The following is a 24872-nucleotide window of genomic DNA, read 5'->3' as shown; positions in this document are numbered from 1 at the left end:
TTTTTATGAAATTAGCAGTTTGAGGTTGCGAAGCGTGTCAAATTTCGCTACACTTTGAACGATAGTGTTTAAGTGGAGGCTTACAATGAATGCGAAACAGAAAATGCGTCATATACTGGATACATTAGCCGATCTGTTTCCAGATGCGCATTGTGAGCTCAATCATACTAATCCTTTTGAGCTGACGATTGCCGTTTTATTATCGGCACAATGTACAGATGAGATGGTAAATAAAGTTACCGTCGGTTTGTTTCAGAAGTACAAAAGTCCGGAGGATTACTTGGGAGTACCCCTTGAAGAACTTGAAGGGGACATTCGGAGAATCGGCTTGTTCCGAAGTAAAGCTTCCAACATACAGAAGCTCTGCCGGATACTTATCGATAAATATGATGGTGAAGTGCCAGCAAGTCATGAAGGCTTGACGGAGTTGCCAGGTGTAGGTCGCAAAACTGCGAACGTTGTGATGTCTAATGCATTCGGTGTGCCTGCTATTGCAGTGGATACACATGTAGACCGAGTCTCTAAGCGACTGTCTATTGCAAAAGAAGATGATTCTTTGCTTGTTGTAGAACAGAAACTGATGAAGCTTGTACCTAGGGATGAATGGACGTTAACTCATCATCGAATTATATTTTTCGGACGTTACCATTGCAAAGCACAAAATCCGCAGTGCCCTATATGTCCATTACTAGATATTTGCAAAGAAGGAAAAGGACGTATGAAGCCGGCGATTAAGACAAAAAATAGGATTAAGAAACCTAAATTAGCGAACGAAGGATGATGAATATGAAGTGTATTTCCGTATATACAAATAATTTTGAACAGTTTTCTGATATTTATGAGCAAGTTCTACAATCACCGCCTGAAGAAAACGAAGATATTGTTATTGATGGAATTACGGTAAGTGGTTCCGGCGATGTACCAGATCAATACATTGAACGTATGCGCGTTAAACCTGAAGTTGTTGTAATGAAAGAAAGAGAACGGAATATTATGATCTTGCAGCATGGCAACGTGTTTGAAATTTGTATGCCATCTGACGAAGAGGAAGCTGTTTAGGAGTAGCTGCTGATGACACAGATAACGGTACAAAGCATAGCGGAAGCATTACAAGCAACAGCCGCAGCGATGTCCGAGGCTGGCGATCATACTCGTGCGAAACAAGCGCTTGAGCTGAACAGTAAGCTGACCGAAGGTCGGCTTACTGTCGCTTTATGCGGACACTTTTCAGCGGGTAAGTCAACCTTGGTTAATAATTTATGCGGTGCAAAGTTACTGCCATCAAGTCCTATTCCTACTAGCGCTAATGTCGTTGCGATACGTGGAGGGGAACGAGCTTACGCGTCTGTAGAAAAGGTGAAGGACGGAGTAAGTACACAGGCAGAGGTTCCGATTAATGAACTAGACAAATATTGTGTAGATGGCGAGCAATTTGCTTCGGTATCTATTGTTTATCCAAGTGAATTATTAGGCGACCATACTGTGCTATTAGATACGCCAGGCATTGATTCTACGGATGATGCACATCGAATGGCTACGGAATCGGCTCTACATTTGGCTGATGTCGTATTCTATGTAATGGATTATAACCATGTCCAGTCTGAAATTAACTTTGCATTTGCGAAGGAATTGAAGGATTGGGGTAAGCCCTTATACTTTATCGTTAATCAAATTGATAAACATCGTGATCGAGAATTAAGCTTTTCATCCTATCGTAACAGCGTAGAAGAAGCGTTCCAGGCTTGGCACTTAGAGCCAGCGGGGATCGTTTATTTGTCGTTACGCGAGCCGAACCACGCGCATCATGAATGGAAGAAGTTAATCGATTTAATCCGCTCTCTCGGTGAGCGAAGAGAAGAGTTGTGCTCCTACAGCGTTGATGCGTCACTTAGACATTTGCTGAATGCGCATCTGAAATGGACTGAGGAACAAACGGAGATAGATCGCGAACGATTACTTGAGCAAGCTGGCGGTGAAGAAGCTGCTGCTATCGTTTCAGATGAGATAACTCGTCTAACTGATTCCATTGGAAAGCTTGCAAGCGATCGTGAGTTATATCGTACCGAGCTTCGCAAAGAACTTCAATCACTGCTCGATAATGCGAACATTACACCAGCTGGGTTAAGAGACTTGGCTCATACATTCCTTGAGAGCCGTATGCCAGGGTTCAAGATGGGGATGCTTTTCGCAGGTGCGAAGACGGCTGCTGAACAAGAGCGCAGACTTGAGGTATTCCGAACGGAGCTCATTAGTCTTATTAATGCTTCAATTGATTGGCATGTGAAGCAGTTGCTAAGAAACGCTGCTGAGCGTATCCATTTTGATAGTGATAGTCTAGAAAAGAAATTGACAACAGCAGCAGGTCTGCAACCTGATTCGTCATGGCTAATTGCACGTGTTAAAACGAGTGCGGTAATGGGCAATGAGTATACGATAATTTTTTGCAAAGAGCTTGCAGCAGACGTTAAAGGTATGTATCGTGCATGGGCGCTAGAAATAGTTGATGAGCTTGCTGAACATAATGCAGCCGCGAATCGTGAACAATCTGCACAAGTTGAGGCACAGCTGGATGCTTTAGAACAACAAGCTAAAGCATTGAATGCAATTGCGGCAATTGAAGAGAGTACTAGTACCCATGCTGTAATAATGAACGCACTTCTTCCAGCCCCAGTGAGCAGACCGATTTTACCAGTTCCAAGAGATACTGAATCATTAGTTACGGAATCAAACGCAAAACATCCGTTTTCTAGTCTGAATGAAAGTAATTTGGAGCAAACATTAAAGAATGCTTCCAATGAAGAGATGCTGGAAAAGTCTAGTGCTAGTGAACAACAGTCTGGCAGGAAACGGCTAGGTGGAAGCGGGATGTCCGCACTCTCAAATCAACGTTCAGCTGCGGCTAAGTTGCTCAGCGCTTCCGAGCTTCTTGCGCCAATCACTTCCTTACGTTCAGCAGCAGTAGCATTAAGAGATAAAGCGGAGCGTCTTCAAAGCAGCCAGTTTACAATTGCGTTATTTGGAGCTTTTAGTGCAGGCAAATCGTCATTAGCTAATGCTTTAATAGGTGATGCAGTATTGCCTGTTTCACCTAATCCAACGACAGCAGCTATTAATCGTCTTATGCCTCCGACGGAGCAATTTAGTCATGGATCGGCTCGAGTTATTATGAAATCAAGCGAAGCAGTTATTTCCGATTTGCGTTATTCGCTTTCACTCCTTGGTGAAAATGCGACTGAAGCAAAGTTGCCTGATGCTGCATCCATAATGAAATCGATCGATCGTTTGAAGCCAGAATCGATTGGAACAGGCGGTAGACCCCATTACAGCTTCTTGAGAGCAGCAAGAGCAGGGTGGGCGCAACATGAAGCGCTGCTTGGCAAAGAGCTGAAAGTTGAACGAGACGAATATGCTCAATATGTTGCAGATGAGTCCCGATCATGTTTTGTAAGTGAAATCGATTTCCATTATGATTGCGAATTAACGGCGGAAGGAATCGTACTAGTAGATACACCAGGTGCGGATTCGGTTAATGCAAGACATACTGGAGTAGCCTTTAATTATATTAAAAATGCTGACGCAGTACTTTTTGTCACGTATTACAACCATGCCTTCTCGCAGGCAGATAGACAGTTTCTAGATCAATTGGGCAGGGTGAAGGATCAGTTCGAGCTGGACAAAATGTTTTTTATTGTTAATGCTTCAGATCTTGCTGCTGATGAGGCAGAGCTTCAAGGCGTATTAAACCATGTAGAAACAAATTTGTTGCAGCATGCTATTCGATCGCCGAGACTATTTCCAGTATCGAGCATTCAAGCACTCGATGGTAAGCTCGACGGCAATAGCAGCTTACTTGAACAGTCCCGTATGGAAGATTTCGAACATTCCTTTCTATCCTTTATTCAGAATGATCTAGGACGAATGGCGATTGATTCTGCCGAGTTAGAGCTTAAACGTACGATTGATACGGTAGCAGGGTGGCTTCGAAGTGCAGAAGGTGACGCAACTGTAAGAGAAGCAGCACTTAAAGAGCTTGTTCTTGCTGTGCAGAAGACGGAGCTTCCAATCGAAGATCTTCGAAAAACGGTATTGCCAGAAGGATTGAAGCAGGAAATTAATGAGCTCCTTTATTATGTTATCCAGAGGCTTCAATATCGTTTTGGTGAGTTTTATCATCTTGCCTTTAATCCTGCCACATTGCAGGATGACGGCCGTGATTTGCGACGAGTCATATGGACCGCTTGGTTAGAGCTTCAACGATTAATGCAACGAGAGCTTTCTCAAGAGCTGCTAGCAACGACTCTTCGTATGGAACGTGCATTGCATGAATCGGTAAAAAAGATCTATCAGCATAGCTGTGAAGCTGTTGAAAGTATAGTTGAGGGCTATCCATCACTTCCTTACGATGCTGAGCAGGACATTACTGCTCCGGAGCAATCTAAGGACTGGGAAGAAAATAGCATTGAAGTGAAATGGCTCTGGAGTCGGTTTAGGTCACCTCGCCAATTTTTTGAAGGTGAAGGAAAAACTTTGCTTCGCAAAGATTTTGAAGCTTTGCTTGCTCCTTCCCTTCAGAGCTGGATGCACAATGTGACGAAGCAATGGACTGTACATTATGAACAAGAGTGGATTTCTGCGGCGAATGCTGCTTCTAATCGTCTAGATCAAGATGTGCGTTCATTTGCCGGGGGCAAGCGGAGCTCACTTACGGACGGAGCCGATCTTGCATTGTTGAAAAAACTTCATCATAATCTCATTCATCTCGAATAGATTAGAATGATGTACGATCCCATCGCAATTATAGCTGAATGCTTTTACAAAATGATTATCATTTTGTAAAAGCATTTTTTGTATAAATAGTAGAATGTATAAGTTAGTTATTTTATTAAGGGCTTATATTTCGTCGCGAAACGACAGCGAAGTCTCCAAAGGAAGGCTTAGCTGTTTATGCTTGTTGTGTGAAATGATGCAAAAAAGGAGTAAAAGGTACATATTGCTTATGATTTAGGACGATATGGAAGGAATAACCACCAAGGGTCATTCTGTTGCAAAAATAAGATGGATTACTAAAAAATACGCATTAATATCGTGTTTGCTCCACTAAACTGAAGCTGATAATATTCTTTCATATATTAGAAATTTCAGATAAGGGGGATGGATTGAGATGGACATTCTTAAGCAATTGAAAGCCTTTTATTTGCCGGAGAGAAAGTTTCTGATCGCATCGATTTTGTTTTTGATGGCTGCAACGGCAATTGGGTTAGTATATCCCAACTTATTGCGTTATTTAATTGATGATGTGATTACACCGGAAAAGTTCCATCTCGTACCGCAGCTTGCATTAATTGCAGTAGGTGTCATTTCTCTAAAAGCACTTAACCAATTTCTTCATGGATTTTTTGGAGGACGATTAGGAAATCGTGTCGCCTTTCGATTGAGAAACGCATTATATGATAAATTGCAGACTTTATCCTATCAATATTACGATAAGGCCAAAACAGGCGATCTAATGTCTAGACTTACAGCTGATTTGGAGGCAATCCGCAATTTTATTGGGTTCGGTTTTGCTCAAATTTTGAATATGGTACTCATGCTTTTGTTCGGCGGTGGGATGATGTTCTACCTTAACTGGCAGTTGACACTTATTACGCTCATCACGATGCCTCTATTAATTATTTTGGCTCTTCGCTTTGAACGATTGATTCATCCAGCATTCCGTGAGATGCGACAGGCAATGAGCAACTTAACGACAGCTGTACAAGAAAATATAACAGGCGTAAGAACAGTTAAATCATTTGCACGTGAATCACATGAAGTATCTAAGTTTTCAGTTCGAAGTGAGGCATACCAAACGAATCAAATTGATGCAGCAAAACTATGGGCGAAGTACTTCCCTGTAATGGAGCTAGTTGCTAATACGAGTGCTGTTATTCTACTTATTGCTGGAGGCATACTTGTTATTAATGGTTCATTGCTTCTAGGTGAATTTGTCGCATTTTTCAGTCTTATTTGGTATATTATCGGTCCGATGTGGGGTCTCGGCTTCCATATTAACAACTACACACAGTTTAAAGCTTCTGGTGAACGAGTGATTGGGTTGCTCAATGAACATGTTCACGTAAAAAACGAAGATGATGCAATTGAGATCTCTACTGAATTTGTGAAAGGTCACGTTCGGTTTGATGGTGTAACTTTCAGTTATCCAGACAAATCTGCTGCGTTAACGAATATTACGATTGATGCGCCACAAGGAGCTGTAATTGGTTTGTTAGGTGCAACGGGTTCAGGGAAATCAACGATTATTCAGTTACTAATGCGTGCATACAACGTAAAGCATGGCAGTATTACAATTGATGGCATTGATATTCGTTATATGGACGTAGCTTCTTTACGCCGTCAGATCGCTCCTATTTTCCAAGAGACATTCCTCTTTTCAGCATCTATTCGCGACAATATTGCATATGGGGTTAGGGATGTTTCACAGGACGAGGTCGAAAGGGCAGCAAAGCTTTCAAAAGCACATGACTTTATTATGGAGCTTCCACTTGGTTACGACACAGTTGTGGGAGAAAGAGGAATGGGGTTGTCCGGTGGACAGAAGCAGCGAATTGCGATCGCCCGCGCCCTAATAAGAAATCCCAAAATATTAATTCTTGATGATGCTACAAGTGCTGTCGATATGGAAACAGAGCATGAGATTCAAGCAGGCTTTAGGGAACTAATGGTCGGCAGAACAACATTTATAATCGCACATCGAATATCATCTCTTCGACACGCTGACGAAATAATTGTACTTGATAAAGGACAAATCGTACAAAGAGGAAGTCACGCAGAACTTATTGCGCAGTCAGGTCCATATCGCAATACATATAACATTCAATATGCCGATTTTATTCCACAGAGCGATCAATCTTCGTCAGTCATTAATTTCCATGATCGTAGAAGGAGAAACGTATAATGAGTATAAAAACGGCTGGCAAGGGACGCAATCGCAATGAACGATTTGTTTATCAAGACGATGATGCGATAGAAAAACCTTTTAATTGGTCACAATTGCATCGCCTTTACACGTATATGAAACCTTATCGTCGCCAACTTATGCCTGTACTAATAATGATGCTTTTAGGCACGCTAACACGTCTTACGATACCTTTTCTTATGATCTTTGTTATTGATAGAATAGTCGATCCTAAGTACGGGACTGGCAACATAACAACATTAGTATTAATCGGTGGAGCAATGTTAGGTTTGTATATCATCCAATGGGCAGCGAATACGTATCGAATCAAGTTTACAAATATAATTGGTCAAGGTGTTATTTTCGATCTGAGAAATGACCTGTTCCAGCATATACAGAAGCTTTCTTTCCGCTTCTACGACAAGCGTCCTGCTGGTTCTGTTCTCGTTCGAGTAACTAATGACGTAAATGCACTACAAGACTTGTTCACCAACGGTGTTGTCAATCTGCTGATGGATTGTATACAGCTTGCAGGGATCGTCATTATTTTGCTTGCACTAAATGTGAAGCTAGGTTTAGCCGTTATGATTACAGTACCATTAATGATTATTGTATCTACATCTCTGCGCAAAAGGATTCGGTTCGCATGGCAAGATGTTCGAATGAAACAGTCTCGGATTAATGCCCATTTGAATGAAAGTATTCAAGGGATGAAGGTAACACAGGCATACGTGCAAGAGAAGGATAACTTAGCTTTTTTTAAACATATGAATACGGATAACATTAAATCTTGGAACAAGGCATCTGCTCTAAATCAATCGTTTGGTCCTGTCATCGAAATAACAGCAGCTATCGGTACTTGTATTCTATTTTGGTACGGGGCAACACTTATTCAGGATAAGGTCATTACAGTCGGTTTGCTCGTTGCTTTCGCTACTTATATCGGCAACTTCTGGGAGCCAATCAACCGGCTTGGTCAGATGTATTCGCAGCTCCTGATCGCTATGGCTTCGTCTGAACGAATTTTTGAATTTATTGATGAAAAACCAACCGTGTCAGAAAAGGAACAAGCAGTACAATTGCCGGAAATTCACGGTGATGTTACGCTTGAAAATATCGTGTTTGAGTATGAAGCAAATAGGCCAGCTCTAAAGGGAATCAGCATCGATGTGAAGGCAGGTCAATCTATAGCATTAGTTGGTCATACTGGATCTGGAAAAAGCACGATCATTAATCTGCTGTGTCGGTTCTACGATCCTGTACAGGGTCGCATTTGCATTGATGGATATGATATTAAGGATGTTACAATTGAAAGCTTGCGGGCACAGGTAGGCTTAGTCATGCAAGACACGTTTATATTTGCTGGCTCCATACGTGACAATATTCGATACGGACGTTTAGATGCTAGTGAAGAGGAAATTGTGAAAGCTGCACAAGCTGTGAACGCACATCATTTCATAATGGAGCTGCCAGAAGGGTATGAAACACAAGTAGAGGAGCGCGGTAACGTACTGTCGATGGGACAACGCCAGCTCTTATCCTTTGCTCGTGCTTTGTTAGCAAATCCACGAATTCTCATTTTGGATGAAGCCACAGCAAGTATCGATACTGAAACAGAGCTCAAAATTCAAGAAGCGCTTAAAACGTTGCTAGCGGGCAGAACTTCCTTTATGATCGCACATCGGTTATCTACTATTCGTCATGCTGATGAAATTATAGTACTAGATCATGGACGTATAGTGGAACAAGGAAATCATGAAGAATTATTAGCAAAAAAGGGCGTTTATAACGGATTAATTGAAGCACAATATCGTTATTTATAACAAATTATGAATTAGGCAAGAAATTAACATTGTAATTATATTGATTTTTATCCCATGAACCTCCACAATGGAAGAAAAAGTTCAAGCTCTGCATATACTATTTCCCTTGTTCGACTACGATAATGGGGGAATAGATGAAAGCAGCAGTGATGAATGTCCAGGAGGTTCTTTCTTTTATGTACGGATCACCGCTCACGACACACTCGCGTAAAATATTAATGCTAGGTTCAGGCGAACTAGGTAAAGAAGTTGTTCTTGAAGCCCAACGTCTCGGAGTAGAAACGATAGCTGTTGATCGTTATGCGAACGCTCCTGCTATGCAAGTAGCTCACCGCAGCTACGTAACAGATATGCTGGATGGCGATGCGATTCGTCGAATTATTGAAGATGAACGTCCGGACCTTATTGTACCTGAAATAGAAGCAATAGCTACAGCTACATTAGTAGAGCTGGAGAATGAAGGCCATCGGGTCATACCTACAGCTAGAGCAGCTCGTCTAACGATGGATCGGGAAGGTATTCGTCGTCTCGCAGCAGAGACTCTAGGGATTCCAACTGCTCCTTATCGCTTCGCAGAATCTCTTGAGGAGTTAAGAGAGTCGGCGGAAGCGCTTGGTTATCCTTGTGTAATTAAACCTATTATGAGCTCTTCGGGCAAAGGGCAGAGCGTCTGTCGTTCTGAGGCGGAGCTTGAGAGCTGCTGGAACTATGCGATGGAAGGGGGACGTACGAAGAAACCGCGTATCATTGTGGAAGGCTTCGTTACGTTCCAATCCGAAATTACGCTGCTTACGATCCGTTCCGTATCAGGAACAAGCTATTGCGCTCCTATCGGTCATGTTCAGAAAGACGGTGACTATATAGAATCGTGGCAGCCGCATGAAATGACGGAGGAACATATCTGTGAAGCTGAAGCGATAGCGCTGAAAATTACGGAGGAGCTAGGCGGCTATGGGCTCTATGGTGTAGAATTGTTCATCACAGACAATGGCGTCTTGTTTAGCGAAGTATCCCCTCGTCCACATGATACGGGTATGGTGACGATGGCGACACAGGATTTATCGGAGTTTGCACTTCATGTCAGAGCAATACTTGGTTTTACGATCCCGACAATTCGATTGCTGACGCCAGGTGCTTCTCATACACTTAAGGCTGATCGTGAATCAACAGATTTCCGCATAGGCGGATTAGAAGAAGCAATGTCCGTACCGAACACGCAAATACGCGTATTTGGCAAGCCAGAAACGAAGGTTGGCCGTAGAATGGCAGTCGCCCTCAGCACAGGTCCAGATGCTGAATCTGCAAGAGAAACTGCACGTATAGCTGCGGAAGCATTGTCAATCGAATATAACAGCAAGTAGGTGATAAAATATGGCCAAGAAACGAAAAAGTCCAGCGCCTTCACGGAAGTCGGATGCTGGAGCAAGTCAGGAGCAAGGTATTACGCTTAAAGAGTTGCTAGGTGCTGAAGTACTAAGCAAGCTCAAAGCTCAAGCTGATGAATTGAAACAAGCAGAATCTGATCTAAAAGAAGAGCAACGCCAGAAGGAAGAAGAAGCAAAGAAAAAGGAACAGAAGCTTCGAGAAAATGATTTTGCATACTTGCTCGAGAATAGTGATTCTAAAGGGAGCAAGTATAAATAGCTTAAGGTAGCATAGCTATAAAAATTGTTAATTAGGATCAAATAATTAGAGAGTTGCCGCTATGGCATCTCTCTTTTTTTTGCATGCAGGGCATAAGCTTGTGCAGAAATGTACACCATGGTAACAACTGACACCAAGCACATATTTTCTTTCTTGTGCTCTTTCGGTCTCGAGATAAGTTAATTATTTTACAATTGAAGAGGGAGAATGGATGAAAAATCGGTACTTATGGCCATCTATCGCCTTTTGTTCATTATTTGTAACCGTCACACTTATCGTAGGTTTCGGCTTTGTAATAAAGGATATGTTGATGCCAGCTGCAACGAAGGGGCAAATTAACGAGATAAGAAAGGAAGTTGTAGAAAATACAGCCCTTAAGCAGGCATCAGAAATAAAAATCGTTGCTATTGGCGATTCATTAACTAAAGGAACCGGCGACTCATCAGGAAAAGGGTATGTCCAAAGACTAGCAGATGGACTTAAGGTTCAGTTCAAAAAGCCAGTCAAACTTGTTAACAATTTGGCTGTGAATGGAATGCAAACTACTGAACTGAGAGAACGACTCTTAACAGATCCCGGATATCATTATGCCATTAAAAGAGCTAATTTGATCGTATTCAGCATTGGCGGCAATGATTTGTTTTTATCCGCAAGAACTAAGCTTGCTAATCGTAAATTATCAGCAATGAATTTGGATGAATTAACGGTAGATTTTGAAGCGGCAATTGACCGATTTAATGATATTGCTAAGCAACTTAATAAGTTAAATCCGTCTGCTACTATCGTTTATATGGGTCTCTATAATCCGTTTTATGATATTCCCGAACTTAGAGATGCCAGCTTAAAGATGCAGAAGTGGAATAAGGACGTTTACGAAACCATATTTCAGTATCCTAATATGCTCATGGTACCTACATTTGATCTCTTTGAAGGACGGATTATGGATTATTTATCCTCCGATCACTTTCACCCTAATGACTTTGGGTATGAACGAATTGCATCTCGGATGTTGGAATCAGTGAACTAAATATGGGGGCTAAGATATATATGAATGGGCCTGTTTTATCTGTAAGAGGACTGCACAAAAAAATTCGAGGAATAACAATCGTTGAGAATATCAATTTTGATATAAGTGCTGGAGAAATATTCGGCTTTCTTGGTCCTAATGGAGCGGGGAAAACGACGACAATTCGAATGTTGGTGGATCTTATAAAACCAACGAGTGGTCATGTTCTAATTTGTGGTTATGATGTGAAAAAGCAACCCGAACAAGCACTACGTCATGTTGGTTGTATCGTAGAAAATCCAGAAGTGTACAGCTATCTAACCGGTTGGCAAAATTTAGAGCAATTCGCACGTATGCTGGATGGTGTTCATGCAGATCGCATCCAGGAAGTGACGAGCATAGTGAAATTGAATGACCGCATTCATGATAAGGTGAAAACTTATTCGCTTGGTATGCGACAACGATTAGGAATTGCACAAGCACTGCTTGGTCATCCGAAATTACTCATACTAGATGAACCGACAAACGGACTAGATCCGAAGGGAATTAAGGAACTTAGAGCATTTGTACATCAATTAGCTAGCGAAGGGTTAAGCCTGCTCATTTCCAGTCATTTATTAAGTGAAATCCAGATGCTTTGCGGCAAAGTTGTAATTATTGATAAAGGCAAAATAATTGCAGCCGGCAAGGTGGAAGAGTTAATGGAACAGGCGAAAGGGTATATAAAGTGGAAGCTCGCGCCTCATGAAGATGGGAAGAAGGTTTTGCAGCAAGATCCGAGCGTAGTCGTATTGGACAATGATGATTTAAATCAAAGTGAATCGGCATCCCATTCCAGTGAGCAAGAGGAGATTATAACGACGATAATGCGTGATGATCATATTCCGAGCACTGTAGATCGATTAGTTGGCCAAGGCATCGGCATTAAAGCTGTTTATCAAGCCGAACCTACACTGGAGGACTTATTTCTTACGCTAACGGAGGGTGAGTCGTTTGAATAGACTGCTTGCACTTATACAAAATGAAACATTAAAGTTATGGCTGAAAAAACGTTTCTATGTCGTCATTCTAATTCTTCTAGTACTCATCCCATTGTTCACTTATGCCGAATATAAAGTAGTGAAGAATCATGCGGATCATTATTCGGATTGGCGCAATCGAGTACTGCAGCAAATTGCAGATATAGAAAATACGCTTTCTAGTGATCGAATCCCCGAGGAATGGAAGCGGAGCAGGCGAATCGCAGTCCAGCAGCTTCAATATTATTTGGACCATAACGTCAATCCGAGTGAACCAAGCGGCGTAACGTTTACAAGGGAGTTTCTGGACAACTCAATTACGCTATTTATCCCGATGTTGATTTTATCTCTCGGGTCGGATATCGTATCCGGGGAAAAGACAAGCGGAACGATCAAGATGTTGCTCACTAGGCCAGTGCGACGGTGGAAAATATTGCTGAGCAAGCTATGTGCCCTAACTTTATATGTTTCGCTTACCATTGCGATAACCGTATTATTATGTTACCTTATATCCGGCTTTGTTTTTGGTTATAGTGGATGGTCGGCTCCCGTTTTTACTGGATTCGAAGTTCATGGAGCAATGGTGGATAGTTCTAGCGTTCATATTATCCCACAATGGCGATACTTGCTTATGCAAGCAGGTTTATGTTGGTTTGCTGCGATGACGGTTGCCATATTAGGACTAATGGTCAGTGTTTTGATTAGAAGTACTGCTGCCAGCATGGTCACAATGATGGCTGGAATTATTGCCGGAACGATTCTTTCTTCAATGACTTCATCCTGGACGAGCGCCAAATATTTATTTTCCGTCAACTTGAAACTGACAGCATATTTGGACGGATCACCACCGCCTATTGACGGAATGTCACTCCCGTTTTCACTAATAGTGTTAGCGATTTGGGCGTTAGCTGCACTGATCGTTTCGTTTCGTGTCTTTACGAAAGGGGACATATTGAATTAAAATAGCTTGAAGATATGACAATGAGATTTACGAAAGATGGATTGGGGGAAGCTCATGTCTGAGCAAATAGATATTTTTACAAGTCCAGCGGCCACTGACCGGAACTATGAGGCCGATGATATACAAGTGCTTGAAGGTTTGACAGCTGTAAGGAAACGTCCGGGTATGTACATCGGCAGCACCAGTACATCAGGACTTCATCATTTGGTATGGGAAATCGTCGATAATGCGGTGGATGAGCATTTGGCGAAGTTTTGCTCTGCAATAGAAGTAACTTTGCACAAAAACGGATCGATTACGATTCATGATAATGGACGAGGAATTCCGACGGGTATGCATAAGACCGGTATTCCAACCCCTCAAGTCGTTTTTACTATTCTTCATGCTGGAGGAAAATTTGGCGGTGGAGGATATAAGAAATCCGGTGGTTTGCACGGAGTAGGTGCATCTGTGACGAACGCTTTGTCGGAATGGCTAGAGGTAGAAATATTCCGCGATAACAAAATACATAAAATGCGGTTTGAATATTGGATTGATGATAAAGGCAAAGAGCATGTTGGAGAACCGGTTACTGGCCTTGAGATAATAGGTAATACGAATCGTACGGGCACTAGAGTAACATTCAAGCCAGATGTTCGCGTGTTCCAAAACGGTACTTCTTTCAACTACGATACGCTTGCCGAACGACTGCAAGAGATTGCTTTCTTAAACTCTGGTCTTAGAGTTGTTATTAAAGATGATCGCAGCGGGAAGAGCGATCAATTTCATTATGAAGGCGGAGCAAGTCAGTTTGTACAATTTTTAAATGAAAATAAGACGGTCCTTCATGATGTCATTCATTTCGCAGGTGAACGAGACGATATCGAAGTAGAGGTCGCTATGCAGTATAACGACGGGTATACGGAGACGCTTGCTTCTTTTGTTAACTCAATCCCTACTCGTGGCGGCGGGACGCATGAGACGGGCTTTAAGACAGCTTACACACGTGTAATGAACGATTATGCGCGTAAGGCGGCGCTTCTAAAGGAGAAAGACAAAAACCTGGAAGGCAATGATCTACGCGAAGGCATGATGGCTGTCATTAATATTAAGATGTCTGAAGTAGAATTTGTTGGGCAAACGAAGGATCAGCTCGGAAGCGCTTCTGCAAGAAGTGCTGTTGATGCTGTCGTTACAGAGAAAATGCAAGTTTTTCTAGAGGAAAATCCACAAGTAGCACAATCGTTGCTAAAAAAAGCAGTGCAAGCGTCAAGAGCACGCGAAGCGGCTAGAAAAGCACGTGAAGAAATTCGCAGCGGGAAGAAAAAAAGTGAAAGCTCTAACCTAGGCGGCAAGCTTACGCCTGCTCAATCCAAAGATTATACCCGTAACGAGCTATTTATTGTAGAAGGTGATTCAGCAGGTGGTTCTGCCAAGCAAGGCAGAGACTCCAAGCATCAAGCTATTTTGCCTCTGAAGGGCAAGCCAATGAACCCTGAAAAGGCGAAGCTGGTTGATATTTTGAAAAACGACGAGTATAAGGCTATCATTGCAGCGATTGGTGCAGGTGTAGGATCAGAATTTGAAGCTGATGAAAGCAACTACAACAAAATTATTATTATGACGGATGCAGATACAGATGGTGCTCATATTCAGGTTTTGCTTCTTACGTTTTTCTATCGATATATGAAGCCACTAATTGATACGGGTCGCATTTATATTGCACAACCGCCTCTATATAAGATTACGAGAAAATCCGGCAAGCTGGAGACGATTCGATACGCTTGGACGGATGAGCAATTGCAAAATTATTTAAAGGAATATGGCAAAGGATACGAGTTACAGCGTTATAAGGGACTAGGTGAAATGAATCCTGATCAATTATGGGAAACAACGATGAATCCTGAATCCCGTACACTTCTGCAAGTTCAGATCGAGGATGCTGCTAAAGCGGAGCGCCGCGTATCGACGCTAATGGGAGATAAAGTTGATCCACGTAAACGCTGGATTATTGAAAATGTGGACTTTACGGAATATGTGGAGTAGGGGGGAGCAAGCATGAGCACTCTGGAACAATTTTTACCGGCGTATCTGGAAGAGGTCGTAGGTGATCGATTCGGACGCTATTCAAAATATATTATACAGGATCGCGCGATCCCCGATGTTCGTGACGGCCTAAAGCCAGTTCAACGACGCATCCTATATGCGATGTATGACTCAGGGAATACTCCGGACAAGCCATATCGGAAATCAGCCAAAACGGTTGGAGACGTAATGGGTAACTACCATCCTCATGGTGACTCTTCGATTTATGAAGGTATGGTACGGATGGCGCAGCCATGGAAGATGGGTCATCCTCTTGTGGATGGACACGGCAACTGGGGTTCGCAGGATGATGATCCGGCAGCAGCGATGCGTTACACGGAGGCACGTTTGTCCAAGATTGCTTTGGAGCTGCTACGTGATATCGATAAACGAACTGTATTATTTAAAGATAACTTTGACAATACAACAAAAGAACCTGTCGTGTTGCCTTCTCGCTATCCCAACTTGCTTGTTAACGGAGTTAGCGGCATTTCTTCAGGGTTTGCGACAGAAATCCCTCCTCATAACCTGAGGGAGGTAATCGACGCATGTATCGCTTATATGTTGAAACCTAGTTTGGAACTTGAGGATCTTATGGGTATTGTAAAAGGCCCTGACTTCCCAACTGGTGGTCTTATTATGGGTGAAGAAGGTATTCGCGATGCCTATACAACAGGTAAAGGCCGTATATACATTCGTTCAAAAACAGCGATAGAAGATATGAGAGGCGGCAGACAGCAGCTTGTTATAACGGAAATTCCTTATCAAGTCGTCAAATCACGTTTAGTGACTGCAATGGAAACGATTCGTCTTGAGAAAAAGGTGGAAGGTATCGCCGAAGTAAGAGACGAGAGCGGACGTAACGGTTTGCGAATCGTTGTAGAACTGAAGAAGGATGCTGACGCTAGTGGCATTCTGGCTTATTTGTTGAAGAAAACAGATCTTCAAGTCACTTATAATTTCAATATGGTTGCTATCGTCAATAAAGCGCCACAACAGCTTGGTCTTATGCCTATGCTTGCTGCATATATCGCCCATCAGAAGGAAGTTGTTACGGAGCGTACGAAATATGAGCTTGAGAAAGCGGAAGATCGCGCTCATGTCGTTGAAGGATTAGCTAAAGCACTCAACATTTTGGATGAAGTGATCGCGACGATAAAAGCTTCCAAAAATAGATCAGATGCTCAAAATAATTTAATCGCAAAATTTGGTTTCTCGGAGCGGCAAGCAGATGCAATTTTAACATTACAACTATATAGATTAACGAATCTTGAGATTACCTCGTTAGAAAAGGAACTCAAAGAGGCTCAGAAAAAAATTGCCTACTTACGATCGATACTAGATAGTGAGAAAAAGCTGATCGGAGTTATCAAGGATGAGTTGATGGAAATCCGCGATAGCTTTGGCATCGATCGTCGTTCAGGTATTCAAGGTGAGGTTGAGGAATTGAAAGTGAATCTGGAAGTGCTTGTCACACCAGAGGATGTTCTTGTAACGTTAAGCCAAGATGGTTATGTGAAACGTACGAGTATGTTATCTTTCACTCGTTCCGGGGGCGAATTAGACACTGCGGGGGCAAAAGAAGGCGACGTCATCCGCGACCTGCTGCAGGTCAATACGATAGATAATTTGTTACTTTTCACACGTAAAGGTCAATATTATTTGCTGCCTGTGCATCAGATACCTGAGTTTAAATGGAAAGATACTGGGACTGCAATTGTAAACATTGTCCCTCTTCCGAAAGATGATTCAATTATAAGCGTCATACCTGTCAAAGATATGAATGAACCGAATATTTCACTCGTATTTGTTACGAAGCGTGGACAAGTGAAACGTTCAGAGCTTAAAGAGTATGCGACTACTCGTTCAACGGCAGTAGCAGCCTGCAAGGTTGCAGAAGGTGACGAGATTATAAGTGTTACCCCAAGCGATGGTGCAAAAAATATACTTCTTGTCACTTCAAATGGGATGAGTATTCGATTCATGGAATCGGAAGTTAATGCAATGGGCAGAGTCGCAGCAGGCGTGCGCGGAATGCAACTCCGTGACGATGATGAAATCGTTGCAGCGATCTGGGTAGCTGATGATGAAGGAGAAGTATTAGTTATTTCCGACATTGGTCACGCAAAACGTTCCTTACTGCTAGATTATCCGATTCAAGGTAGAGGCGGCAGAGGTGTTCAAACATTTGAATTCAAAGAAGGCAAGCGTGTACGCTCGAACGGAGACAAGCTTGTAGCCGGATACTATTGCCGTAAAGCAATTGAAGTTGTTGCGCTTACAGCTTCTGGCGGAAAGCTAATCGCTCATTCGGAGAAATCACCAATCGAAGAACGTAAATCAATCGGCAGACTGCTTTTCCCAGTCGACAAAAACGATGTTATAACATCAACATTTGTTCGGACTGTACCTGATCTTAATCAAAAGGCTGATTAGGCGGATCGAAACGCTCAATGATTTCGTATAACACTTCAAGCATGACCCACAATGGAACTAGCCCGTCAGGGCGATCTAGCCATTGTGGGTCTTTTATTATGCCATATGAGCGAATACGCCTAATCATTTCATTTTTTCTATCGTCCATAGGAATCACGCTCCTTGGGCATGCCGTTCTGTATTGCTGCGCTGTCCGCATGTATGGGCAGTCGCCTCATTATATGTCTAAAGCTGTCAAACTGTTCGAGATAATAGCGATTAATAGCACAAACTATTAATTGCATTAATCTTTAATTCGACATTAGATATTGGTATAATAGACTGATAGAATCCAAAATTGACAGGAAGCGGGTGGGGAGTTTGATTTCTGAAGATTTTACTCGATTGTGGACAAAGCTAACACGTGAGTGGAAGATTAGTCTAGAGCAGTCGCTTGCTCCGCTCACAGAGGGACAGTTGAACGTTTTAGAATTGCTGCTTGATTCACAGCCAAAGAAGCCGTCTGATTTGATTCAATATTTATCTACGACACCCGCAGCGATAACAACTTTGCTAGACAGAATGGAACGAAATGAGCTCATTGAACGAACGAGAGACGTTAATGATCGCAGAATTGTTTGGATTTCTGTGTCACACAAAGGAAAAGCAGAAGCGGAGCGGGGGAGAACCATTCGTGGCAATCTGATTGAGCATTCTTTAGATCGTATATCCTCACATAATCAACAGCTTCTCGTTTATCTTTTGGGAAAAGTAGCCAATACATAAATGAAACAACAGCCGCTTTCCTTATTAGGAAGCGGCTGTTGTTTCAACTGTATATTATTTCATTGAATCAAGTCGAGCTTTAAGCATCTCAAAATCCGTTTTCATCGCTTTATAATCACTTGCTTTTAGAAGTTTGTCATTAGCTTGTGCTAATGTTTCCTCTACAGGTAGAATACGATAGCGGAATGATTTATCCGGTTTATAACGATGTACCCATGTCGGGATAGCTTCCACTTCAGTAAGCTCAATCGTGCCTTCAGTCATATTTTTGCGAACGTTAACTTTAAAAATAACGCCATAATCTTTCGATTCACCACGTTGATTGGAGATGAAATTTCCCATTGAATAAATGATAAGTGCTGACTTATTGTTTCCTTTTTCGTCGATAGTTTCAATAACTTCGTATGGCTGAATCACATGCGGATGTGAGCCAGCTATTATGTCAGCTCCAGCAGCTACAAGTGCTCTAGCTAACTGCTTCTGCTCTTCATTTGGAGTTGTTTGGTATTCAGCACCGAAATGCAGCGCCACAGTTACGAGATCAGCTCCGCCTTCTTTTAACCGTTTGATATCTTTTTTAATCTTCTCTTCGTCAATCAGTGCAACCAAATACGGTTTGCCTTCCGGAATGGGAATACCATTCGTACCATAGGTGTAAGAAAGCAGACCCATTTTGATTCCATTTTTTTCGGAAATGATTAACGAGTCGGCTTCCTCTTGTGAAGAAGCTGTGCCGATCGCTTGTAGGTCCAGCGATTTTAAGTGCTCTAATGTACGAAGCAATCCTCGTTCACCTTTATCGAGGGAGTGATTGTTTGCAGTAGAGAAGAGATTAAAACCAGCATTTTTTAATGCTTCTGCGAGTTCAATTGGTGCATTAAAAGTAGGGTAGCCAGTATAACCAAATTCTTTGCCAGCAATAGGTGTCTCTAAATTAGCCATTACCCAGTCACCTTGCTCTAAAATCGGCTTTACTTCTGCAAAGTAAGGGTTGAAGTTATACTTTTTCTCAACTTCATTATAAGCACCTGGCAATTGCGGTGTGTGGCTCATAATATCACCTACTCCTAACCATACTGCCTCTACAAATTGTGGTGTTGAAGGAGATGGTGTAGGTGTTACTGCAATAGCCGTTTCTTGATTTTGCGAAGTTTCGGTTATTAACTGTGAATTATCAGGCGTGCTTTCTTTCGATAATGAGAAGCCATCTTGTAGATTAGGAAAAATGAGAAAAGCAATTAAAGCAATGGAAGCTAGACTTAATCCAATAAGTAAAGTAATCCTCGTTTTTTTATGGCGCATCTCAACATGTTCGTCCTCTCATAATAATACAGAAGGCGACGGAGTGGCTTTTCTGTACGATTTAGATATAGTGATTAGCTGCGGATTGGAGTTGGTTCGTTTGCCACCAGCTCCAAGGTATAACATGCTCTGGTATGGAGCAAAAGGTTAATGCTTCTTTTGTAACAGGATGTGGAACTGTAACGGAAGTCGACCATAACGCAATATCGATTACGTCGTTCCGCTTCGCAGCGCCATATTTAAGGTCCCCGATTAGAGGACAACCAATATGCGCAAATTGTGCTCTAATTTGATGAGGTCTTCCCGTATGAAGTTGCACTGCAATTAAACTGAAACGATCAGAGCTTGCAATTACAGAGTAGGAAAGTATCGCTTCTTTGGCGTCTTCAGTTGGCTTATTAAAGACAGTTACTTGATTTCGCTTCTGATCCTTGCGGATATAATGCGTCAAACGGGCTTCTAGCTTGACCGGAGAGCCTTGAACGACACAGATGTAGGTTTTGCCAAAGGTACGACTGCGAACCGCCTCAGACAGCCTGGAGGCAGCCTTAGAAGTCTTTGCAAAGATCATTGCTCCACCAACGGGACGATCTAGCCGATGTACGAGTCCTAAGAAGACGTTGCCGGGCTTTTGATGACGCTCTTTTAGATCTTCCTTAAGAAGTGTCAGCATATCGGGATCACCCGTTTCGTCCTCTTGTGATGGTATGCCAGGAGGCTTCACAACAGCAAGCAAATGATTATCCTCGAACAATACGCTAATAGGCATTAATTTGACTCCCAGCGCCCAAGTATTCCACAAGGCAAATTAAGACCAGACTTCGTTATCGGCAATCCAATTTCCCCACAATTAATTTCTCCGCCAAACTTCGACTTCATCGTCATATGAAGCAGATTATGAAGAACAGACGGGGATAATCCTGTTGTATATGAATTGATTAGTAGGAACAATGGATTATCAGAAAGAATGGATGTGCAAGTTTGCAGAAATGGATATAAGTTTTCTTCAAGCTTCCACGTCTCGCCGTTAGGACCACGTCCATAGGAAGGAGGGTCCATAATGATTGCATCATATTGACGTCCGCGGCGCTGCTCACGTTGAACAAACTTAAACACATCGTCGGTAATATATCGGATTGGAGCAGACTCAAGGCCAGATAGCTGTGCATTTTCCTTTGCCCACTGAATCATTCCTTTAGCTGCATCGACATGGCAGACGTCTGCACCAGCAGCCGCAGCTGCAACTGTAGCACCTCCAGAGTATGCAAACAAATTCAGAACACGTATCGGACGACCGGCATTACGGATTTTATCCATCATCCAGCTCCAATTGACCGCTTGCTCAGGGAATAGACCCGTATGCTTGAAATTTGTAGGCTTAATATGAAATTTCAATTCTCCATAAGTGATTGTCCATCTTTCAGGAAGCTTTGTAGCCATATTCCATTGTCCTCCACCAGAAGTGCTGCGGATGTAATGTCCGTTTACATTGTTCCAGTGCTCTGATTCATCTGCGATGGGCCAAATAATTTGCGGATCTGGACGGCGTAAAATATATTTACCCCAGCGCTCCAGCTTATCGCCTTCACCTGTATCAATTACCTCGTAGTCATTCCATTTATCTGCTAAGTACATATTAAAAAATCCTTCCTAGACGCAAGTCTTGTCATGTATTAATGTCATCGCTTATTATAACGAAGCGAGGATAAGTAATCAACGAAACATACGAATAGTTAGCGGTATTATTTCGCAGCATTAAGATTAATCGGAAAAAGGTGGATAAATGAGATGATGCATATGGAATGTGAATGCGGCAATCGAACGGGATTGTTCGGTACAGGAGATCGCGATGAGCATGGCAGAGAATTTATTGAAATGGAAGATGATGATCGTTTTACCTTTATTATCGGCGAAGATAGTATCGTGTTCCGTTGTTCCTTTTGCGGGTATCGTTATCGCCTGAAAAAGTATGAATAAATATGAATAAGTAGTCAATAAAGCAGCTATTCAATATAGATTTTTTCAATAGCAAAAGTTGACATTGATAATCGTTATCGATATGATGTTGAAGAGTAAATAATTGTATATAGGAGGAACTTCATTTGTTTATACAAATAAGAACAATCGTAGTACATCCGGGTAATGCAGAACAAGTAGCAGGTAGATTCGGCGAAGCTGGCCATATTGATACAATGCCTGGTTTAATAGATCGTACTGTTATGGTAAGTAGAAAAAATAAAGATTCCGAGGAAGTTATCGCAATGATTCGTTGGGAGTCTGAGGATGCATGGAAAAATTGGGAAAAAGATCCTGTTCATTTAGCTGGTCATCGTGAAAATCGTGGAGCAGAGACACCGAGCTATCTAATCAGCTCATCGGTTAAGATGTATGATGCAAAAGTCGTAAATGCAAAAGAAGTAACACAGGCATAGAAAAATTGCAGCTGAAGTACATAGTTGAAGGGCCTTCTCGAATGGTTTATTAACCTGAGAAAGCCCTTTTCTTGTTTTTATGTGTTTAGAAAACCCGAATCAATAACCGTAATACTTTTTCCAAATTTTGAATGAATCTGGATCATCGTCATCATCATCGTCGTCATCGTCGTCATCATCATCATCGTCATCACAATCATCATCGCGCCCTTTTTTGCTGAACCAATCCCAGAAACGATCTTTTTTGTTTTTACAATAGTTGTTATCATCGTCGTCATCTCTGTCATCATCTTTGTCGTCGTCACTGTCGTCATCCCAGTCATCGTCTCTGTCTCGATCTTTGTCCCCATCATTACTGTACTTTGAATAATTAATCTCTTGGTTGTCATTAGATGATCCGCCAAAGAAAGAGAAGATGGTAGAGAAAAAACCTTTTTTGCTTTCAACACCGTAATCATCAGAATAGTTGGAAGCAAAGGCTGATGCAGGGAAAGCCAGTAATGCTAGTAGTAGAGTTAAGCTTACTACTTTTTTCAACATCTTCATTAGGAATCTCTCCCAAAATGGCATAATATAAGAACAAATGAGTTCTTAATAAAGAACTATACCTAAAGTAACAACATTTGTAAATGAAAAAAATGAGAAAAATTAAAACAATAAAATAGTTTGTCGAATGAGCTCGTATTTAGATGATTTTTGTCGTCTAATAGAATGTTTTTCATACCAGTTATCCATTTATTACTGTAAATTTGTCAATAAAAAAGCCCTTGTAATGCATCGCTGCACCAAGGGCTTTGCCTTTATAATGAGTCTATTATACTACTTTCCATAGTGATGCTACATTTGCTGGCTCCCAGCCTACAAGTGAAGTATGGTTCTGTCTGCACTCATAAACAACACCATTGTAAGATACTTTAGTACCAGTAGTATAAGCAACTCCAGCAGCCCATGCTGGTTGTGTTGGAGCAGCAGCTGTTGTACCACTTACATTGCTAGCTGCTGATTCATTACCCGCAGCATCAACTGCTTTTACAGTGTAAGTATAAGTAGTAGAAGGAGTCAGTCCATTTACAACATAATCTAAAGTTGATCCAGAAACCGTAGCTACTAAGGTAGTTCCACGGTAAACACGGTAGCTTTGAACCCCTACATTATCAGTAGAAGCACTCCACATAAGCCAAATGCTAGTGGAAGTTGGAGCTCCCATCACATGCAGTGCTGGAGGAGCGGATGGAGCAACAGTATCAGCTACAACAGCAGTAGTAGTGATATTAACGGTATTACTTGCTGCCGATGTGTTTCCTGATGGATCAGTTGCGCTCACTTTTAATGCATAACTAGTGCTAGAGACTAGCCCAGTCAAATTGTAGCTGGTCACATTACCTGGCACAGTTGCAAGAAGGGTAGTACCGTTGTAGATTTTGTAATTAGAAATGCCATTAGCGTCTGTGGAAGCTGTCCATGCAAGGGAAGCGCTAGTTGAACCTACATTGGAAGCGCTTAAAGTTGCAGGAGCAGTTGGAGCAGTTGTGTCAACTGGACCAGATGGGAAATTAACATCAATTGCGTTATAGAAACCATTAACTGTGTTCGAAACATCCCAAACCGCTAGAATGACATGATAGCCTGTACGATCAGTTGGAACATTACAATTATGGGAATAAGTCATTGGAGGCTGAACGCCACCATAATTTACAGTACAGAACGGAGTTAGATCGAACTGGTTACGAGTAAGTGGAGCGTTAGGGTCCCAGTTTTGTTTCGTGATATAGTAATGGAATTTGGAAGTAGCATGATTAGCAGTGAACTTCCACGTAAACGTTTGCTGTCCACCTACCATTGGTACCTTACTCCAACGTGTGCTGGATTGCTCGTCAAGTTTAGGATAAAGTCCACCTGCACTTGCGATTGTTCCATCAGCTGGACCAGCAGCTGGGAAACCTTTTAGCGTTTCTAAACTTTGCGGTTCGTATACTATATTTCCACAGTCTGTATTGAGCCCTTGCTTACATAGTATTGCTCGACTACCAGGAGAATCTACATATCCATGTGCGGATACTCTATCAGCGAAAACTGTCAAACATGCTAATAAAACGATTAAAGAACCACTCGCAATTAAAGCTTTAATAATAAATTGACGTGGAGAATTAAGGATTGTCATAACAAATAAACCTCCCAAATAGTTTTTATTATTTTGTTAACGCTTACAATTATCGACCTTTTTAAAAAAACTTAAATGGTTCTCCTTTCGTATAGAGTGTGATAATGAGTCAACAAACGAACGAATTGTTATGCTCCTTCCACAAATAAAATTTATATAAACTCAGATGAGCCTATACACAAGGGAGATAGTAAAAGTCTAAGTTGGGTTGGAATTGAGATGATTCTTTTTCGCAGATTAGAAAGCTTGCAGTAGATGTAAACGTTCTCATGGAGATCGATCGAGAGGCGAGTGGAATAAATAT

The 24872-nt window shown here is 41.9% G+C and carries 21 protein-coding genes; 15 read left to right on the top strand and 6 right to left on the bottom strand.

Translation table 11 applies throughout. The annotated features are described in order from the left end of the window. Window positions 1-85 precede the first annotated feature (85 nt). The 12 genes from nth (at window position 86) to gyrA (ending at window position 17908) form a co-directional block, all read left to right on the top strand. Window positions 86-781: an endonuclease III gene (nth, locus tag MFF31_RS19490; protein ID WP_238190183.1), complete on the top strand. Its 696-nt coding sequence runs from the start codon at window positions 86-88 to the stop codon at window positions 779-781. A gap of 5 nt (window positions 782-786) precedes the next feature. Beyond that, complete coding sequence (locus MFF31_RS19485) at window positions 787-1059, top strand: NAD/NADP transhydrogenase alpha subunit (RefSeq protein ID WP_238190181.1); 273 nt, start codon at window positions 787-789, stop codon at window positions 1057-1059. Window positions 1060-1071: 12 nt separating this feature from the next. Next, entirely contained in the window at window positions 1072-4767 is a 3696-nt protein-coding gene (locus MFF31_RS19480) for a dynamin family protein (RefSeq protein WP_238190179.1), read from the top strand. A 394-nt stretch (window positions 4768-5161) separates the two neighbouring features. Continuing rightward, on the top strand, window positions 5162-6955 hold the full coding sequence (locus MFF31_RS19475) for an ABC transporter ATP-binding protein (protein WP_238190177.1): 1794 nt from the start codon (window positions 5162-5164) through the stop codon (window positions 6953-6955). Further along, window positions 6955-8778: an ABC transporter ATP-binding protein gene (locus tag MFF31_RS19470; RefSeq protein ID WP_238190174.1), complete on the top strand. Its 1824-nt coding sequence runs from the start codon at window positions 6955-6957 to the stop codon at window positions 8776-8778. Before MFF31_RS19475 ends, MFF31_RS19470 begins: the two co-directional genes overlap by 1 nt. A gap of 176 nt (window positions 8779-8954) precedes the next feature. After that, window positions 8955-10139 (top strand): formate-dependent phosphoribosylglycinamide formyltransferase, encoded by a 1185-nt coding sequence (purT, locus tag MFF31_RS19465; RefSeq protein ID WP_238190172.1) that lies wholly within the window; start codon window positions 8955-8957, stop codon window positions 10137-10139. 10 nt (window positions 10140-10149) lie between these two features. Further along, the gene (locus MFF31_RS19460; protein ID WP_238190170.1) at window positions 10150-10422 is read left to right on the top strand and encodes a DUF3886 domain-containing protein; all 273 of its coding nucleotides are present in this window, start codon (window positions 10150-10152) and stop codon (window positions 10420-10422) included. 211 nt (window positions 10423-10633) lie between these two features. After that, complete coding sequence (locus MFF31_RS19455; protein WP_238190168.1) at window positions 10634-11449, top strand: GDSL-type esterase/lipase family protein; 816 nt, start codon at window positions 10634-10636, stop codon at window positions 11447-11449. A gap of 20 nt (window positions 11450-11469) precedes the next feature. Next, window positions 11470-12429, top strand: coding sequence for an ABC transporter ATP-binding protein (locus tag MFF31_RS19450; RefSeq protein WP_238190166.1), 960 nt, complete (start codon window positions 11470-11472; stop codon window positions 12427-12429). Further along, window positions 12422-13408, top strand: a complete 987-nt coding sequence (locus MFF31_RS19445; protein ID WP_238190164.1) for an ABC transporter permease — start codon at window positions 12422-12424, stop codon at window positions 13406-13408. Before MFF31_RS19450 ends, MFF31_RS19445 begins: the two co-directional genes overlap by 8 nt. Before the next feature lie 54 nt (window positions 13409-13462). Next, complete coding sequence (gene parE / locus MFF31_RS19440) at window positions 13463-15433, top strand: DNA topoisomerase IV subunit B (RefSeq protein ID WP_238190162.1); 1971 nt, start codon at window positions 13463-13465, stop codon at window positions 15431-15433. Window positions 15434-15445: 12 nt separating this feature from the next. After that, a complete protein-coding gene (gyrA, locus tag MFF31_RS19435; protein WP_238190160.1) occupies window positions 15446-17908 on the top strand; it encodes a DNA gyrase subunit A in 2463 nt (820 codons plus the stop codon). Here gyrA and MFF31_RS19430 read toward each other — a convergent pair. Next, complete coding sequence (locus tag MFF31_RS19430) at window positions 17889-18056, bottom strand: hypothetical protein (RefSeq protein ID WP_238190158.1); 168 nt, start codon at window positions 18054-18056, stop codon at window positions 17889-17891. The genes gyrA and MFF31_RS19430 overlap by 20 nt on opposite strands. 212 nt (window positions 18057-18268) lie before the next feature. Between MFF31_RS19430 and MFF31_RS19425 the strand changes: the two genes are divergently transcribed. Beyond that, window positions 18269-18673, top strand: a complete 405-nt coding sequence (locus tag MFF31_RS19425) for a MarR family winged helix-turn-helix transcriptional regulator (RefSeq protein WP_238190157.1) — start codon at window positions 18269-18271, stop codon at window positions 18671-18673. A 54-nt stretch (window positions 18674-18727) separates the two neighbouring features. On the opposite strand, the gene MFF31_RS19420 is transcribed toward MFF31_RS19425, so the two are convergent. The 3 genes from MFF31_RS19420 to MFF31_RS19410 all read right to left on the bottom strand — a co-directional run bounded on the left by MFF31_RS19420 (window position 18728) and on the right by MFF31_RS19410 (window position 21610). Next, window positions 18728-19975, bottom strand: coding sequence for a CapA family protein (locus MFF31_RS19420; protein ID WP_238190155.1), 1248 nt, complete (start codon window positions 19973-19975; stop codon window positions 18728-18730). A 61-nt stretch (window positions 19976-20036) separates the two neighbouring features. Further along, window positions 20037-20744 carry an RluA family pseudouridine synthase gene (locus MFF31_RS19415; RefSeq protein ID WP_238190153.1) on the bottom strand — a complete coding sequence of 236 codons (708 nt, stop codon included), beginning with the start codon at window positions 20742-20744 and terminating at the stop codon, window positions 20037-20039. Beyond that, on the bottom strand, window positions 20744-21610 hold the full coding sequence (locus MFF31_RS19410) for a class I SAM-dependent methyltransferase (RefSeq protein WP_238190152.1): 867 nt from the start codon (window positions 21608-21610) through the stop codon (window positions 20744-20746). Before MFF31_RS19410 ends, MFF31_RS19415 begins: the two co-directional genes overlap by 1 nt. A gap of 153 nt (window positions 21611-21763) precedes the next feature. On the opposite strand from MFF31_RS19410, the gene MFF31_RS19405 reads away from it, so the two are divergent. After that, window positions 21764-21952: a hypothetical protein gene (locus MFF31_RS19405; RefSeq protein WP_238190151.1), complete on the top strand. Its 189-nt coding sequence runs from the start codon at window positions 21764-21766 to the stop codon at window positions 21950-21952. A 125-nt stretch (window positions 21953-22077) separates the two neighbouring features. Beyond that, on the top strand, window positions 22078-22407 hold the full coding sequence (locus MFF31_RS19400; RefSeq protein ID WP_238190150.1) for an antibiotic biosynthesis monooxygenase: 330 nt from the start codon (window positions 22078-22080) through the stop codon (window positions 22405-22407). A gap of 99 nt (window positions 22408-22506) precedes the next feature. Here MFF31_RS19400 and MFF31_RS19395 read toward each other — a convergent pair whose 3' ends face one another. Together MFF31_RS19395 and MFF31_RS19390 are read right to left on the bottom strand one after the other, a co-directional pair. Further along, window positions 22507-22953, bottom strand: coding sequence for a hypothetical protein (locus MFF31_RS19395; RefSeq protein WP_238190149.1), 447 nt, complete (start codon window positions 22951-22953; stop codon window positions 22507-22509). A 268-nt stretch (window positions 22954-23221) separates the two neighbouring features. Next, entirely contained in the window at window positions 23222-24568 is a 1347-nt protein-coding gene (locus MFF31_RS19390) for a lytic polysaccharide monooxygenase (protein ID WP_238190148.1), read from the bottom strand. Window positions 24569-24872: the final 304 nt, after the last annotated feature.

It is taken from the genome of Paenibacillus sp. L3-i20 (assembly GCF_022180385.2).
In the GTDB taxonomy this organism is placed as follows: domain Bacteria; phylum Bacillota; class Bacilli; order Paenibacillales; family Paenibacillaceae; genus Pristimantibacillus.
The sequence above is the reverse complement of the archived record's forward strand: the minus strand, read 5'-3'. Positions and strand labels throughout refer to the sequence as shown.

Bases quoted from the DNA above. Each gene is read 5' to 3' on its own strand.
- gyrA (WP_238190160.1), top strand. From the start codon at position 15,446: ATGAGCACTCTGGAACAATTTTTACCGGCGTATCTGGAAGAGGTCGTA.
- MFF31_RS19470 (WP_238190174.1), top strand. From the start codon at position 6,955: ATGAGTATAAAAACGGCTGGCAAGGGACGCAATCGCAATGAACGATTT.
- MFF31_RS19455 (WP_238190168.1), top strand. From the start codon at position 10,634: ATGAAAAATCGGTACTTATGGCCATCTATCGCCTTTTGTTCATTATTT.
- MFF31_RS19405 (WP_238190151.1), top strand. From the start codon at position 21,764: ATGATGCATATGGAATGTGAATGCGGCAATCGAACGGGATTGTTCGGT.
- nth (WP_238190183.1), top strand. From the start codon at position 86: ATGAATGCGAAACAGAAAATGCGTCATATACTGGATACATTAGCCGAT.
- MFF31_RS19410 (WP_238190152.1), bottom strand. From the start codon at position 21,610: ATGTACTTAGCAGATAAATGGAATGACTACGAGGTAATTGATACAGGT.
- MFF31_RS19460 (WP_238190170.1), top strand. From the start codon at position 10,150: ATGGCCAAGAAACGAAAAAGTCCAGCGCCTTCACGGAAGTCGGATGCT.
- MFF31_RS19420 (WP_238190155.1), bottom strand. From the start codon at position 19,975: ATGCGCCATAAAAAAACGAGGATTACTTTACTTATTGGATTAAGTCTA.
- MFF31_RS19475 (WP_238190177.1), top strand. From the start codon at position 5,162: ATGGACATTCTTAAGCAATTGAAAGCCTTTTATTTGCCGGAGAGAAAG.
- MFF31_RS19480 (WP_238190179.1), top strand. From the start codon at position 1,072: ATGACACAGATAACGGTACAAAGCATAGCGGAAGCATTACAAGCAACA.
- MFF31_RS19415 (WP_238190153.1), bottom strand. From the start codon at position 20,744: ATGCCTATTAGCGTATTGTTCGAGGATAATCATTTGCTTGCTGTTGTG.
- MFF31_RS19485 (WP_238190181.1), top strand. From the start codon at position 787: ATGAAGTGTATTTCCGTATATACAAATAATTTTGAACAGTTTTCTGAT.
- parE (WP_238190162.1), top strand. From the start codon at position 13,463: ATGTCTGAGCAAATAGATATTTTTACAAGTCCAGCGGCCACTGACCGG.
- MFF31_RS19390 (WP_238190148.1), bottom strand. From the start codon at position 24,568: ATGACAATCCTTAATTCTCCACGTCAATTTATTATTAAAGCTTTAATT.
- MFF31_RS19395 (WP_238190149.1), bottom strand. From the start codon at position 22,953: ATGAAGATGTTGAAAAAAGTAGTAAGCTTAACTCTACTACTAGCATTA.
- purT (WP_238190172.1), top strand. From the start codon at position 8,955: ATGTACGGATCACCGCTCACGACACACTCGCGTAAAATATTAATGCTA.
- MFF31_RS19450 (WP_238190166.1), top strand. From the start codon at position 11,470: ATGAATGGGCCTGTTTTATCTGTAAGAGGACTGCACAAAAAAATTCGA.
- MFF31_RS19430 (WP_238190158.1), bottom strand. From the start codon at position 18,056: ATGGACGATAGAAAAAATGAAATGATTAGGCGTATTCGCTCATATGGC.